Annotated in this window: 16 protein-coding genes; 9 read left to right on the top strand and 7 right to left on the bottom strand. The window is 68.9% G+C overall.

From position 1 onward, the window contains the following. Positions 1–112: 112 nt before the first annotated feature. The 7 genes from ACIA8E_RS37075 to ACIA8E_RS37045 all read right to left on the bottom strand — a co-directional run bounded on the left by ACIA8E_RS37075 (position 113) and on the right by ACIA8E_RS37045 (position 8,216). Positions 113–919: a hypothetical protein gene (locus ACIA8E_RS37075; RefSeq protein WP_399305248.1), complete on the bottom strand. Its 807-nt coding sequence runs from the start codon at positions 917–919 to the stop codon at positions 113–115. Next, positions 916–1,167, bottom strand: a complete 252-nt coding sequence (locus ACIA8E_RS37070; protein ID WP_399305245.1) for a hypothetical protein — start codon at positions 1,165–1,167, stop codon at positions 916–918. The genes ACIA8E_RS37075 and ACIA8E_RS37070 overlap by 4 nt, the downstream gene beginning before the upstream one ends. After that, on the bottom strand, positions 1,164–3,347 hold the full coding sequence (locus ACIA8E_RS37065; RefSeq protein ID WP_399305286.1) for a Mucin-19: 2,184 nt from the start codon (positions 3,345–3,347) through the stop codon (positions 1,164–1,166). Before ACIA8E_RS37065 ends, ACIA8E_RS37070 begins: the two co-directional genes overlap by 4 nt. Positions 3,348–3,393: 46 nt before the next feature. Beyond that, positions 3,394–3,621 (bottom strand): hypothetical protein, encoded by a 228-nt coding sequence (locus ACIA8E_RS37060; protein ID WP_399305242.1) that lies wholly within the window; start codon positions 3,619–3,621, stop codon positions 3,394–3,396. 204 nt (positions 3,622–3,825) lie between these two features. Next, positions 3,826–5,205, bottom strand: a complete 1,380-nt coding sequence (gene dnaB, locus ACIA8E_RS37055) for a replicative DNA helicase (protein ID WP_399305239.1) — start codon at positions 5,203–5,205, stop codon at positions 3,826–3,828. A 70-nt stretch (positions 5,206–5,275) separates the two neighbouring features. After that, entirely contained in the window at positions 5,276–6,826 is a 1,551-nt protein-coding gene (locus ACIA8E_RS37050) for a hypothetical protein (RefSeq protein WP_399305237.1), read from the bottom strand. Between the two features lie 661 nt (positions 6,827–7,487). Beyond that, positions 7,488–8,216: a GntR family transcriptional regulator gene (locus ACIA8E_RS37045; protein WP_399305283.1), complete on the bottom strand. Its 729-nt coding sequence runs from the start codon at positions 8,214–8,216 to the stop codon at positions 7,488–7,490. Positions 8,217–8,675: 459 nt separating this feature from the next. On the opposite strand from ACIA8E_RS37045, the gene ACIA8E_RS37040 reads away from it, so the two are divergent. The 9 genes from ACIA8E_RS37040 to ACIA8E_RS37000 all read left to right on the top strand — a co-directional run bounded on the left by ACIA8E_RS37040 (position 8,676) and on the right by ACIA8E_RS37000 (position 14,502). After that, positions 8,676–9,500: a hypothetical protein gene (locus ACIA8E_RS37040; protein ID WP_399305235.1), complete on the top strand. Its 825-nt coding sequence runs from the start codon at positions 8,676–8,678 to the stop codon at positions 9,498–9,500. Positions 9,501–9,590: 90 nt separating this feature from the next. Then, positions 9,591–9,935, top strand: a complete 345-nt coding sequence (locus ACIA8E_RS37035; protein ID WP_399305233.1) for a hypothetical protein — start codon at positions 9,591–9,593, stop codon at positions 9,933–9,935. A gap of 145 nt (positions 9,936–10,080) precedes the next feature. Next, positions 10,081–10,494 (top strand): hypothetical protein, encoded by a 414-nt coding sequence (locus ACIA8E_RS37030; RefSeq protein ID WP_399305230.1) that lies wholly within the window; start codon positions 10,081–10,083, stop codon positions 10,492–10,494. Beyond that, positions 10,491–10,625 (top strand): hypothetical protein, encoded by a 135-nt coding sequence (locus tag ACIA8E_RS37025; RefSeq protein WP_399305227.1) that lies wholly within the window; start codon positions 10,491–10,493, stop codon positions 10,623–10,625. Before ACIA8E_RS37030 ends, ACIA8E_RS37025 begins: the two co-directional genes overlap by 4 nt. A 52-nt stretch (positions 10,626–10,677) precedes the next feature. Then, a complete protein-coding gene (locus ACIA8E_RS37020) occupies positions 10,678–10,863 on the top strand; it encodes a hypothetical protein (protein WP_359113125.1) in 186 nt (61 codons plus the stop codon). Between the two features lie 53 nt (positions 10,864–10,916). After that, positions 10,917–11,291, top strand: a complete 375-nt coding sequence (locus ACIA8E_RS37015; RefSeq protein ID WP_399305224.1) for a hypothetical protein — start codon at positions 10,917–10,919, stop codon at positions 11,289–11,291. A gap of 145 nt (positions 11,292–11,436) precedes the next feature. Further along, positions 11,437–13,476 (top strand): DUF2637 domain-containing protein, encoded by a 2,040-nt coding sequence (locus ACIA8E_RS37010; RefSeq protein ID WP_399305222.1) that lies wholly within the window; start codon positions 11,437–11,439, stop codon positions 13,474–13,476. Positions 13,477–13,720: 244 nt separating this feature from the next. Next, positions 13,721–14,197, top strand: coding sequence for a hypothetical protein (locus ACIA8E_RS37005; protein WP_399305220.1), 477 nt, complete (start codon positions 13,721–13,723; stop codon positions 14,195–14,197). After that, entirely contained in the window at positions 14,194–14,502 is a 309-nt protein-coding gene (locus tag ACIA8E_RS37000; RefSeq protein ID WP_399305217.1) for a hypothetical protein, read from the top strand. Before ACIA8E_RS37005 ends, ACIA8E_RS37000 begins: the two co-directional genes overlap by 4 nt. Positions 14,503–14,504: the final 2 nt, after the last annotated feature.

Here is a 14,504-nt window from a genome sequence, read left to right as displayed (position 1 = left end):
CTGAAGCCCCGCCGGAGTACGTTCCGGCGGGGCTCTAGCGCTTTTGACAGTCCCTGTGACGGCGACGCCACCGGGCGGTCTATGGCGAGGGGGGCCGGCAGGGTCTCCCCGGTCAGTGTTGAGACTTCCAGGCGCGAATCTCCAGGCCGACGATGGGTGCGGTGGGGTCGAGGCGGCCGGTCATGACAAGCCAGTTGCGGACCGCGGCTGCGACGTCGCCGCTCGCGGCGTCGACCATGGCCTTGAACTGGACGGCGTCGAAGCCCTGCTCGCCGGAGCCGGGGCCGCCGGTGTTTTCGGCGTAGGCGCGTTCCTCGGTTCCGTCGCGTCGCTGGACGATGTTGCGTCGCACGCCGGGGGAGTCGGCCATCCTGCCGGCGTCATGCGTGAACGCACCCTTCCTGGCCCGTACGGTGAACGCGATCTTCCCTCGGTTCGCAGCGGCCTCTTCGACGATCGGCCGCAGTCGGGAGGCGCCGGACGCGATGTGCTGTTTGCCGGCCTTGGCCAGCGACGACGACCAAGCCTTCACCGGCCTGCCGTCCTTCCCCATCACCGGCCTGCCACGCTGGTCCTTGACAACCTTCTCGGCACGCCCCTTGTCCTTGCGCCGCACCCGCGCTTTGTAGCCCTCCCGGTTCAAGCGCGGCTGGATGTAGCCGGCGGCCAGGGCTTTGAGGCTGGCAATATCGCGCGGCCCGCCGGCCTGTACCTCCTGCACAACGGCCCGGAGCGCTTCAACGAAGCTGGCGCCCTTGTTCTTTGTGACGAACTGGCTGACCAGGGATGGATTGCGGCCGATGATTTCACCGACCTGCTTCTTGTTGAACCCGGCGACCAGCAGCTCGTCGGTGAGCCTCGCAGCCTCATTGCGCTGGACGCGGCGACCACCCGTTGCCCGCCTCCTGCGCGGCGTCATGCGGCCACCTCCCGGCCCTCGCCGTCGGCGTACTCGTCATCGGAGTACGTCGTGGTGTCGTCGTCGAACTGGTCGTCACCCGAGGAGCCGCAGCCGTGGCAGTGCCACTCGGCACTCCAGTCGACCGCACCCCCGCCAACGCAGGCGTGACCAGACGAGGCGGTGTCCTCGTCGTCCCACAGGGCATCCCCGGACACGCCGCGCGCCGCGTGCTCCCACGTGCCGCCCCATGCCACTTCTGCGCTCACTGGCCCTCCGCCTCCCACGCCTGACGGCCCAAGCCCTGAAGGACGTAGAACTCTTCATCGGTGGTGGGGGTCGGCTGCTCCCACGCCATGGCGCCCTTCAGCAAGTAGTCGCCGGGCTCGCCCCGGTACGGCCACTCAGGGCGGACCGTGCTGTAAATAGCATCGGTACGGAACGCGAGGATCGACCCAGCTGGCAGGTGCAGCGCACCAGCCTTCAACGGCATGCCCGTCTCCGGGTCCTTGATGCCAGTGCTGGTCGACAGCAGCGCGGCCCGGGCCGCCGACCACACGCCGGCCGCCCACTCCGGATGCGCGTACGGGTCCCGGGCAAAACCCGCGTTGCGCTCCCAGGTGACATGCGTGTCCGAGATACCAGTCAGCCGCGCGCAGTCCGGAATCTCCGGAACCTCACCGCCGGTACCGAGCTCCAGCGAACCCGTGGTGATGCGCGGCCGCTGCGCGAACGTGCCGATGCCGTACAGCAGGATCGAACGCACACCGCGCGAGGCGAGTCGTGCAGCCTGGCGCTGCCGTTCATCGCCGTGGATCTCAGCCTGGGCACGCAGGGACTGCCACGCGTCCTTCAGCTTGTTCGACCAGCCCTTGAGCGGGTCGCCCTTCTCCCAGACCAGGCCGTCCAGGATCTCGATCCGCCACGGCTGCAGCGGATTCCGGAGCGCCAGGTTCACCTCGGCGCCGCCTGCCCAGGTGACGAAGGTGCGGCCGCCCTCGTACGGGTAGTGCCAGGCCCGCTCGCCGGGGGCCGGGGCGGGCAGCAGGCCTACGTGGTTCCAGTCCTTCGGGATGGTCACCCGCACCTGCCAGTGCGACGGGGCGAACAGCGCGTCGCTCTGCTCTTTTTCGCTCATGGCGGCGAACGCGGCCGCCGTGATGCGCTGCGGCACCCCGACACCGGAGGACCAGGTGTGCTTGGCGTAGGCGAACGTCCGGTCGACCTCGTACCAGGCGGGCACCCGTTCCGGGACACGCGGCGGGGCGATCAGCTCGGTGCGGCCCTGCCCGGCGGTGGCGTGCAGCAGACCACGGATCTCCTGGCTCAGGACGGGAAATCCGTCTGCCCACTTCGCGCCGGCCTTCGCAGGGATGGTCCGTGACCACAGGTCCCGACCCGTCTGCGACGGCGAGCCCATCAGCACGACGTCGTCCCAGTGCCGGCGCAACGCCTTCCACAGCAGAACGAACGCCTCGCGGACGGTGGCCGGGTCGGCGCCGGCTGCATCGAACCACTCGCCCACGGACCGAATTTCGGTGTGCTGGTCCTTGCCACGCTGCCAGCGACCCACCGGGTTGCGCGGGTGGACCAGGTGGCCGGCCATGCGGTCCTTGCCACGCGAGGACTCGACCTGCCACCCCTGCGGCAGCGGTCCGTTCAGCCACTCGGCGACCGCATCCTTGAGGAACTGATGGCGCCCTGCGTCCCGGTGCCACGGGTCGCCGGCCGTGACGTAGATGCGTTCTACATCCGCCGGGACCGTGGCGTAGACGGCGGTGAGGATCTCGGCAACACTCGCGCGCCCCAGGTCCAGCGTGACCGTCCCGCCCTGCCAGACCAGCACGCCGGTCGCGGTGTCCAGGAACGCCATCTGCCGTGTGGCCTGCTTGAACTTGGGCCGCGTCGACGCCAGGTCCGGCTCGGCACGGAACCAGCGGTCGCCCGCGGCCCCCTCCGGGATCGACGGAAGCGTCCGCTCCTCAGCCGGAGCGGGTGCCGGGGCCGGTGCGGCAGGTGCGGGGGAGGGGACCGCTGCCTCGGTGACGATTTCGCCGTCGACACGCAGCTCCTGGTGAGTGTCCTCAGCGCCGACAGTTCGCGGTTCTGCGCGGTCGGCGGCCGGCTCGGACTGTCCGGACGACCGAAGGTCGGGCGCCAGCGCAACGGTCGATTCCGTGATCGCCTGTGCGGCCACCTGGGGCGCTGCGTGATCTTCAGTGGTGGAATCGTTCGGCGACGGCTCATCCGGCGTGCTGGCGGGGGCCTGGGGGCCCAGCGAGGGCACCAGGGTGACGACGTCGATCACTGAGACGCCGGCCGATGTTGCGAGGCGGTCCGCTTTGGCCTTTTCGTAGGCGCCCAGGGCGCGGATCTTCTCGTCCCGCTGGGTGCGCAGTTTCCCGAGGTCGGCCTGGATCTTCGTGAGCTGTCGTTCCAGCGGCTTCATCTCGTCCCGCACGCCGCGGAGTTCGGCCAGCCCGTCCTGGTAGGCCTTAGCGCTGATCACCGGTGTCTCCGTCCTGAGGGTCCGCGGCGTACCGCTTGCTCTGCTTGAAGATGTGGTCGCGCGTGTACTGCGTCACCTCGGCGATGTCGGTCTGGGCGCCGTGGTACCGCTGTCTCAGTTCGTCGATGGCCCGCCAGAACTCGGCCTCCGCCTCCTCCTTGAGGCGATCCGCCTCGTCCCTGCGGTCGGCGCGCTGCCGCAGGGCAGCCTCCACCGCCTTCCTGAGTTCTCCTCGAGCGTCTTCGGATGGGCGAGGCGGCATGGGGACTCCCGCATGGTTTCGTGCCGGCTGGTCGTGGGCGTAAGGCAGGCGAAGACGCCTGCAAATCCGGCGGGCGCAGTGCGCGCACCAGAATGATGCATTGTCAATGTAGGCATGTCAATACAAGGCATATCGGCTGTATACATATAGCGGAAATCAGGTCTGCGCCATGTCGACGAAGCGGCTGTAGTGGAGCTGGTTGGCGAGGGTGATGGTGGCGGTAGGCCCGTTGCGGTGCTTGTCGATGATCAGATCGACCTCGCCCGCCCGGGCGGACTGCGGCTCGTAGGCGTCATCCCGGTAGAGCAGCGCCACGATGTCCGCGTCCTGCTCAAGGGAACCCGATTCGCGCAGGTCAGCCTTGTTGGGACGCTTATCAGCGCGCATTTCGGGGCCTCGGTTGAGCTGGGCCAGAGCGACGATGGGCAGCTGAAGTTCCTTCGCGAGCAGCTTGATGCTGCGGCTGATGTCGGAAACCTCGCGCTCTCGGGACTCCTGGCGGCCACCGATGGTAATCAGCTGGAGGTAGTCGATGACGACCAGGCCGAGGTCGGGCTGGCGAGACTTCAGGCGACGCAGCTTGGCCTGGATAGTGCCGAGTGTGTTCGCGGACTCGTTGATGTACAGCGGTGCCTCGGTGATGCGGGGCAGCACGTGGGCCATCCGGGTCCAGTCGTCGTCCGTGGTCTGCCCGGAGCGCAGGTGGTGCAGGCCGACTTTGGCTTCGGCAGACAGCAGGCGCATGTTCAGCTCGTCAATGCCCATCTCCAGGCTGATGAAGGCAGCCGGAATGTTCTGGGTGATAGCGCAAGCACGGACCATGTCCATCGCCAGGGTGGACTTCCCCATGCCGGGACGGCCGGCCAGGACAATCATCTGGCCGGCCTGGAGCCCGCTCGTGAGCGAGTCGAGGTCAATGAAGCCAGTGGACAGACCGGTCAGCCCTCGGCCGTTCTTCGCGTCGTCGATCCGGTCCAGGGTGCCTTCCATGGTCTGGCGGGGCAGGACGAAGTCGTCGTCCTTGCCGGTGCCTTCGACAACGGCGGCGATCTCAGCGGCCGCGGCCGCGACCAGGTCGTCGGTCTCCCCCTGACCTGCGTAGCCGGACTGGGTGATGCGGATACCCGCCTCGACCAGGCGCCGCAGAACGGCCTTCTCCTGGACGATTTCAGCGTGGTACGAGCCGTTCGCCGCGGTGTCGACGGCCTGGACCAGGGTGTGCAGGTAGGGCGCGCCGCCGACGCGCGCGAGTTCGCCGCGCTTGTTGAGTTCGGCGGCCAGCTGGATCGGGTCGCAGGGCTCACCCTTGGCCCGTAGGTCGAGGATCGTGCGGTGGATGGTCGCGTGGATCGGCCGGTAGTAGTCCTCCGGCTGCACGATGTCCTGGCAGTCAATCGCGGCCTGCTCCGAGGACATCATGCTGCCGAGCACGGACTGCTCCGCGCCGAGATCCTGCGGGGGGAGACGCTCGAAGGGCCCCGGCCCGTCGGGCAGATCGTCAGCGGTGCTGGAGTGCTGGTGCGGGACTACAGTCATGAGTGATCTCCAGGTGAGGTCGTGCGGCGCCCGGGCCGGCCAAGGTTTTCCGGGCGCCGCTTCGTGTGGGTCAGATAGCGGGTTGACGCATCGAGGTGAGCAGACTCGCCAGATTGCGGTCCACCGATTCCTTCGCGGGCGCGGCATCAGCGGCAGCGGACGAGGTACCCGACGATGCGTGGGGTCCAGCAGCCTGCGGGGTAGCAGCGGCTGACGGCCCGTCGTGCTTGCACAGCACCGCCGCACCGTCCCGCTCGAACTGGCCGTATGCATCGCACGTTCCACAAGCGTCGATCGCTTTTTGCCGCGTGTCCTGCGTATCGCGGAGCTGCCCGCTCGCGGTGCTGCGCCGGAAGGGCAGACTCGTGATCCGGTGCTTCTCCAAGACCAGCTCGTAGTTGTTCACACCGGCCGGGTTCGACATCAGCTGCGTGAGCAACCGGTTGTCGAACTCCCAACCGCGCTCCTGCGACTTCGCAGCAAGCAGCGGAGCCAGGCGCACCGCACTCTCCGGGCCCAGCGCCCACGGGCCGGTCAGCGTCAGCAGAAACTCCCGCGCCTGTTCGACCCGCTCAGTCGACACTCCCTCCGGCAGGGGCACCGCCCCGCTACGGCCTTGTTCGCTGTCCTCCAGGGCCAGCTGCTGCCCCGGAACGCGGCCAGCATCCACACGAGCGGCACGGTAGCGCGGCAGGTCCTCGATCCGTTCCCGCAGAACTGACAGAGCACCGCGGCGGGCCTGGGAACGCCGGGTCAGCTGCTGAACAAGATCACCGCTCAGCTTCCAGCCCTGCTCCTGTGCCGCCTCGGCCAGCAGCGGCGCCAGCTCTGCAGCGGACTTGCGGCCGCATGCCCAGCGCCCAGGAAGCTCAGCAAGGAACTCGGACGCAGCCGCTACGGCTGTTGCCGAAGCGCCAGGTGTGATGGAGGAGGGCTTAAGGGAGGAGGAATCCTCCTCCTCCCTATAGGGGGGAGTGGGGGGGTGCCCACTCCCGCTTCCCGGAACGCCGGACGCGGTCTGACCTGCGGGAATGCGTCGTGGACCGCTTCCCGGAACGCCGGAACCGGCAAGACCGTATCCGGCGTTCCGGGAAGCGGTATGACGTGCGGTTTTACTGCCTGCCTTGTCCGCATCCGGCGTTCCGGGAAGCGGTTGGGACGTGTCCGGAACGTGCGCGTCGTATTGCGGCTGCCCTGCCTCCTCCGCCAGCGCGTAGTCCGGGTTGTACGCAGGCTGCCGGAACAGCTCGTAGCGCACCTTCCCGAACCGGCCAGGGACGCCGTCGACCGCCATACGGCGGATGAACTTGGCCGCGATCAGGCGGTTGAACGACTCGTAGACCGCATCCCGCCCGACCAACTCGTTGGCGTTCTTCGCCGAGCGCACGCCCTCAGCCTGCAGGTCTCGCCAAATGTCCTTCGGGGTGAAGGCCTGGTTCTCCTCCAGACGGAAGAGCGCGTGGAGAAGAACGACGTAGTCCAGGGCACGAGTCAGACCGGAGCCATAGACCATGTGCCGCATGACCGTGGTCGCGGGAGCAGGCTCGGCACCACGAACGACAACGCCGTTCTCATCGAGGGCACGCGCGTTGGTCGGGTGCGGAACGATCGACCGAGTCATGCCCACCTCCCCAAGACCCGGTGGGGCATAGAAACTCTGGTAGCCCGCAGGGTTGGGCTGGCACGGCGGCCGGCGACCTCTGCGCGATGTGGCCTCTGCGTCGGTCCGCAGTCGGGCACGGCACACCTCCTAGTGGATGTTGTGCCGTGAACCTTGCTCACTGAGGCTTGCCCGAAGGCTTGCCCCGGCCAAGGAAGGAGCAGGTGAGAGGCTTGCCCATCCTTAGGGATGCTGGGCAAGCACTGTCCGGGCAAGCCGGGGGCGCTGATTCGGTGATCGTCAGAATCGCGAGAGCGCGCGGCGGCGGCCGCGGCAAGGATGTGCAGTTTTCGCACTTACGGTCCCTTTGGGAAGGGAGCCGTGGATCAGCTGATCAAGGTGACGTGAAGCACCGGGGAGGGCCCTTGCTGGGCTTATCCCGGTGAGGCCGTCTATTCTGATGGGTAGGTGACCAGACGGGCCTCGTGTCCAAGGCACCCGGCGCGGTCACCGCGCTGACCACGACTCCGGTTGCTGCCAGGCTGGGGAGTCGCTCGATGGCCGTTCCTGTGTCCGCAGGGCGGCCATTGGTCGTTTACGGGGGGATCGTGATGTACATGATGGGGATTCTCCTCTTCAGTGCAGCGGCGGTCGGCTGGACGCGCCAAGCCCCGCACGGTCACTAGGCATCGAAGTCGTACTCGAGAACGTAGGCCTGTGAGTCCAACGTCATTTCGTTGAGCTCGACGGCACGGCCCTCGTCTGTATAGGCGGTTCGACAGACTTTGATCACGGGCGTGCTGCCCGACAGATTCAGGGCGGCCCTCTCGTCGTCGGAGGGCATACGAACCTGGATCTCCTCTCGAAAACGGGCCGGGGCGAAGCCCAGGTCGGCGAGCCGCGCGTAGATACCCCCGGGCCCTGTGTCCGCGTCCGTGATGGCGGTCCCCTCGACCAGCGCGAGGGGTAGGTACGACGTCGAAATCAGCACGGGACGGTTCTCAACGATGTGCCGGCGGTATCGAGCGAAGGCGTGTTCGTCTTTTCCGAGATCCAGGACATCCGCGATCTTGCCGGGAGGCGTCACGGGGCCCAGCACTCTGCTCTCAACGGTCAGGTCTCGACTGTCGTCGGCGGAGAAGATGGAGGCGCCGGTTGCCCAGTTCTCCCGTGCCAGCCGGGCGACACCGCGCCGCCGAATCGGCGTGAACGAGGCAAGGACGAAGAAGCCGGCTCCCTTGCGCGATTCGGCCACGCCCTCAGTCGCGAGCGTTCGCAGGGCCTGACGGGCGGTCATGGCGGCTACGCCATACTCCGCGGCCAGGGGGTTCTCGCCTGGGAGTCGATCGCCAGGGCCGTACTGGCCCGCATCGATCGCTGCCTGCAAGTCGTCGGCAATCTGCCGGAACATCGGTTTCTCGCGCTTTCGGCCAGTCACTCCCTCTCCCTACCTCGCTAGCGATCCTACGGTCCATGGGAAACGCCGATCACGTGGCATCCGACACGGATAGTACATCGCTAGCGAGGTGTTGACATCCATAGCGAGGCAGGTGTTTCCTGGTCCTCGGAACATCGCTAGCGAGGTCGGAAACGACCGCCTGGCGTGGCCGATTGCGTCGTCGTGCAGCTTTGAGGCGACCTGGTCAGCCGTAAGTCCGCAAGTCCGCATCACCGCAGGAAGTTGTCTGCCTCTTACGAGGTGGCCGGGGTCGATAGCCAGACCAAATCCCCCGGGTTCTCGACTCTCCTGCATGCACGTCGCAGCGCATGCGCTGTCCGTCCTCCAGGACGCCGGGTCTCCCGTGCGACCTGGCGGGCGGAGAGAGCACCGCGACGCAGCCCCTGCCACTCCGTACACAAGGAGCGCCGCATGTTTGTTTCGACCCTGGAATCCACCGCCCGACTGCGGAGGAGCCGGACTCGCACCAAGAAAGTCAGCGCCCGTGAGGCGCTCGCCGTGTCCACCCTCAAGGCTCACCAGTACGACCTACGGCCCGCCTACGCGTCGCTGATTTGCCCCGACTGCAAGACCTGGTGCCCGATCACCGGCATTCAGGCCAAAGTCCAGAAGCTGGTCCCCCATCACGCCGGCACCGCCCGCGAGGACGCTCCGATCCGCTGCTCTGGCAGCAACCGCCGCGTCACTGTCGACATGACGTACGAGGAGTGGTGGCGGCTCTTAGAGACTGGGTTCGCGGAGACCAGCGGACGCCGCTCCGCTCGGCAGCACTACAAGCCGATCGCGGCGCCGGCCAAGCCCGTCGCCAGGATGACCCCGGCACCGGTGAGCGCGGCCGACGCGCTCACCGCCTACCGCGAGCACCTCAAGAAGTGCCGGATGAGCAAGGCGGCCGACCGCTGCGGTGGCAACCGCTGCTGCGCTGTCGGCGCCCAGCTTGCCGCACTGTACGAGCAGTTGAAGCGGACCCAGCCGCACCGCGACCGCGAGCACCAAGAAGATGCCCGCGTCGATGCGCTACTCACCCGCCACCGGGTGGCCACGGCAGCGAAGCGCACCGCAGCCGAGTGGGCGAAGCACCGCGAGGACACGGTCGACGCGAAGAAGGCGACGGCCAAGCGCAGCGGCACGACGGTCGAAGAGCTCAACAACGCATGCCGGATTCACCCGGCCGAGACGGTCTCCGAGTTCTGCGGCCCCGACCTCCCGCTTGAGCCCCTTCGGATCACCGCCTGACCCTCTGTCCTCTGCATGCCTCAAGAACCACCAACCCCTGGGAAGCCTCCCAGGGGCTTCTTCCTGTCCCGCCTCGAAGGAGTTCTTCCCATGCGCATCTCGCTGGCCACCCTCTACGCCCGCTACTCCGCACGCCTCGCCGCTCGCGTTGCCGAACGCCTGGACGAGACCGGCGCTGACCCGATCGCCGACGTTGACGATGTCACCCAGGACGTATGGGTCCTCGCCGCCCAACTCCTCGCAATGCCCGCGCCGGAGAACGCGTGGGCAGCCCTGACCGCCCTGCTCGACCAGGTGCTCGCCGCCATGGAGGCCAGCCGCCACCGGGAGGTGCCGTCCGGCATGGACCTTCCCGCCGTGCGCGGTCTGCCTCCGAAGCCGATGGTGGCGCTCCCGGTCCCGGTGGTCGAACTGGCCCCCGCAGCCGCAGCCTGACCTGCACTCCGCGACGAACGACCACGGCCGCCGCCATCCCGACGAACCGGGATGGCGGCGGCCGCGGCTGCTCGTACGGCAGCCAAACAGCGACAGCCCCAGGGATTAGGGCCCTGGGGCTGTCCAGGACCTAGCAGGAGGCCCCGTGAACGTCATGATCGCACAACCCACCCGACAGCTCATCGGCATCACTCCGGCGCGCATCTCCCCGCGGGCCGGGACGATCGACGACATCCGTCGCGAAGACGACTGCGGCGGGGACGACGGCCGCGGATACGAGCGGGACGAATCCGACCGGTTCCACCGGGTCGTTCACCTGCTGGTCGCCGACGGCGACGACCGCGCCCAGGCCGCCGGCCGCCAGGCCCGCCGCACCCTCGCCGAGATGGCGCCGGGCTACACCCGCCAGCCGGTCCTGCGTCTCACCCGCCCGCTCAACTTCCAGGCGGCAGACGACGCGTGCGTGCTGTGCGGCCGCTGGAACTGCGACGGCACGTGCTATGCCCCGGCTCCGACCTCCGCTGTCCAGGGCAACAACGTGATGGGGGTGGCCCCATGACGTGCACCTCCTGCGGCGGCTCTGGCCAGCAGATGGTCACCGTCAACCACGTCGGTGCGGATGGCACCCCCTACCAGGGTGTCGAGATGCAGACCTGCACCGGCTGCAACGGCTCCGGACAGTCGAGCTGACTGAGCCCTGGACCTCCACATACGCGGTGCCCGCATCGCCCAGCACAGGGCGATGCGGGCCATTGCCGCACGCGGCCTGGCCCACCCACTCACCCTCGCCCTGCTCGCGGCCGCCGCCACGGCGGCCGCCAAGGCCTGGGATGCCGGCCATCGCGTCAACGACACCCATCCCGCACTGCCCTCCATTCGGGAGGCACCGCCCCTCATGCCCAACCACCGGCTCGGCCGTCGCAGCTGACGACCTGACGGACGCACCGGCTCATGCCGGTCCACACGATGCGAGGAGAACCGATGGCACAGCAGCCTCCGATGCAGGCCACCCGTTCCACGACCACCTACAAGCGGGGCGACATGGTTCTGTTCCGCGACGTCGAGAAGTTCTGGCTCGGTCTGCCCGGCCACACGTTCGTCGGCCGGGTGGAGCGGTCCTGGCGGCACGTCGACACCGGCAAGGTCCTCTACGACCTGGTCGAGCTGAGCGGCAACCGCTACGTCGCGGGGATCGACCCCGATTACATGCGCCTGCTTCCGGCGACGGACGCGATGCACGACATCGACACCGCGCCGCTGAGCGAGCCCGACCCCGGGGCGATGACCCCGGCCGCCGTCGCCTGGCTGCGCCAGCACCTCGGGCAGGACGGCAGCACGCTGCCTGCCCGGCACTGACCACCTGCCCCCAGCAAACAGTCCTCCGAATCCCCGGCATTTCAGCTGCCGGGGCCTCGGAGGACCTGGTCACGACCCTACCGACCGACGCCGACCCGCGGTGACCTCTTACACGGAGGCGCCAGAACGCAAGAGAGGACACCCCGTGGCCCCCAACACCGCCACCCGCGGCAGGCGCCAGGCCGCCCCGGCTACGAAGCCCCGCAACGCCAGGCGCGCCAAGGCATCGACCCCGCCGGCCGCCATCCCCGCCCAGACCACCGCCCCCGAGAACACCGCGCCGCTGGTGGTGTACCCGGAGGCCGACCCGATCCTGGCCGACGCCGCTGACCGCGCCGCCGACCTCCGAGACCAGGCTGCCGACGACGTCGCCCGCATCCTCGTCGACGGTGAGATGCGCGCTGCTGAACTCCTGGACGGCGCGCGTTCCGAGGCAGCCTCGATCACCGAGACGGCCCGGCACGACGCCGACCAGGTCCGCACGAAAGCCGCGACGACCGCGGCCACCGACGCGGACCAGGTGCGCGCCGACGTCGAGGCGAAGGCGGAGCAGCTGCTCGCCGATGCCTGCCGCCAGGCGGAGGAAGTCACCACCACGGCGGCGGCGAAGGCCGATGCGGTCCGGACTGAGGCCGCACAGGCCGCCGCGAAGACCGTCGCCGACGCAGAAGCCGCGCGCACCGAGCTGCTCGCCAGCGCGGAGCGCACCGCGGCCGAAACCCGCACCCGCGCCATCACCGACGCCGAGCAGCTCTTGGAGCGGGCGCGGGATGAGGCCGGACGGATGCGTGAGAGCGCGGACGGCCAGGCCGCGCAGGTGCGGGCCGGAGCTGAGAAGGCGGCCGCCGGCCTTCGCCTGGACGCCGACCGTGCCCTGGACGACGCCCGCACTTCCGCTGAGGAGCTGCGGGCAACCGTCGACAAGGACGTCGCCCGGCTGCGCGAGCAGGCCGAAGCCGACGCGAAGACAGCCCGAGAGGCGGCGGCCAAGGCCACAGCCGACCAGGCCGCCGCCGCCCAGGCCCGAGCCGAGGGCGAACGCGTCCTGGAGGCGGCGACGCAGCGCACCGTGCAGCGGGCCAGGCGCCGTGAGATCCGGGCCGAGTCGCGCGCCGCTCGCCGCAAGGCACGCAATGACGCCCGGCCCGCCGGCGGGGTTCCGCCGCTGTCCGGGCAGGAGTTGGTGGGCGTGGTCGCGATCGTGCTGGCCGCCGCGACCGTCTCCACCCTCGGTCTGCTCTCCTCCTACACGGCGCTGGAGACCAAGGCGGTTGGGTGGGGCTGGGAGTGGCCGTGGCTGCTGCCGGTCGGCATCGACGTCGCGATCCCGGCCTTCACCGGCGCCAGCCTGGTCCTGATCCGCATGGGCATGGAGCTGCGCTGGATCCGCTGGGTGCCGAGGGCGCTGACGGCGGTGACCGTCTACCTGAACTGGAATGCCTCGGACAGCACGTCGGGGCGTCTGGGGCACGCCGCTCTTACGCTGCTGTGGGTGATCTTCTCGGAGATCGCCTCCCACGTGTACGCCACGAGGATCGGCGCGGTCACCGGCAAGAAGCGGATGGAGACCGTGCGCCGGTCCCGCTGGCTGCTCGCCCCGATCCCCACCGCTCGCCTGCGCCGCCGGATGATCCTGTGGGAGATCACTTCCTACGAGGAGGCGCTCACCCGCCTCCAGGAGCAGACCTACCTGCGAGCGCAGCTCAAGGAGACGTACGGCTGGCTGTGGCGCTGGAAGGCTCCGCTGGACCAGCGGATGGCGCTCAAGCTCGACACCGCGCCCGCCGCGCTCGCCGACGCGCTCACCCCCGAGGACGCTCACATCATCGAGCGCGTGGCGGAAACCGAGCACGCTCACCCCGACAAGGGCGCGCTCACCTCGGGCGAGACGCGGGGCGAGCGCGGGCGCCCGGCGCTCACCTCCGGCGCTCACGAGGGTGAGCGCACCATAGAGGACGACGACGCTCGGCGAGCGGAGAGCAACCGGACGCGCAGCGAGACGGAGGCGCTTACCGAGCGCCGCCATGGACGCGTGCGGCTCCTCTACACCGAGCTCGGGCGCCGCCCGCAGTGGACCGAGATCCGCGACGCGCTCACCCAGGCAGGCCTGTGCGATGAGCCGGTCTCCCGCCCTACCGCTCAGCGGTTGCGCGCTCAGGTTGAAGAGGCCGCACCGAGCGCGTGAGTGAGCGCTCGGTGAGCGCCTGAGCGCTCACCCCGCTCGCAGAACCCCTGCCGCTCATGGTCGCCACCGGCTCGCGCTCGCACAGCGAGCGCGGACCGGTGACGGCCACGGCCGGCAGGCCGGTCGCCACGCCCGCCCCGAGCGCGGTGAGGCGAGCGCACCACCCAAGGCACTGCCGAACGGTTGCGGGCCCTTTCCCACTCCCATCCCCCCCGGGCCCGCCCGGAGAAGGAGAAACCCAGTCGTGAACAGCAACGACCCCAATCACGCACCTCTGCGCGACGTGGCGAAGAGCCCGGAGGCAACCGCCCGGTACCTGGCCGACGTTCAGCGGTTCTTGCTGGACATCGGCAAGAACCTGGAGACCCTCGCCCTGGAGACCCGCGTCCACTGCCGCGACACCCACGTGGAGGGCGACCGGTTCTACGACGCCTGGCTGCGCGCGCAGCCCGTGGAAAGGGCCCTCAAGGACGTGCTCAAGAACGTCCAGGCCGTCACCAAGGGACTGGAAAAGAGCGCGTACAAGCGCCGCGCCCACGATGAGGCCGTCGCGAATACCGGCCAAAAGAGGAAGGAAAAGGAGCTGGAAAAGAAGCGGAAGAACGTCCCGCCGATCCAGGCCGCACCGAAGAATCCGCCGCAACAGGGTGGACAGAGCCAGGAATTCGGCTATGGTGGCCCCACGTCGATTTACGACCTGGGTAACAGGGAGTCGGCGTGACCCGCCCCCTCAGCAGCGCGGAACGCTCCGCCGAACGGCGCCAGAACTGGCTGAAGGAAGAGGCGGATAAAGCCCGCGAATCTCGCGGCGAGCAGGGGCAGATGGAATTCTGGCTCCGCCTCGCACGATCCCGAATTGCCAAGGACGTCAAAGCCGGTCGCGGCGACGTCTACGTCGGATTCGCTCTGATCTGCCGCTTGTTCATCACGGCGATGGACAAGCGAGCGGAGGGCGACGGTCGGATCTGGAGCGACCTCCTGCAGTACGCGGAGCAGGTCGTGGCGAAGCACTCCCCGCGTCACTGAAC

The sequence above is a fragment of the Streptomyces sp. NPDC051664 genome (assembly GCF_044453545.1).
Taxonomy (GTDB): domain Bacteria; phylum Actinomycetota; class Actinomycetes; order Streptomycetales; family Streptomycetaceae; genus Streptomyces.
Note: the sequence above shows the minus strand (reverse complement) of the source record. Positions and strands in the feature narration are given on the sequence as shown.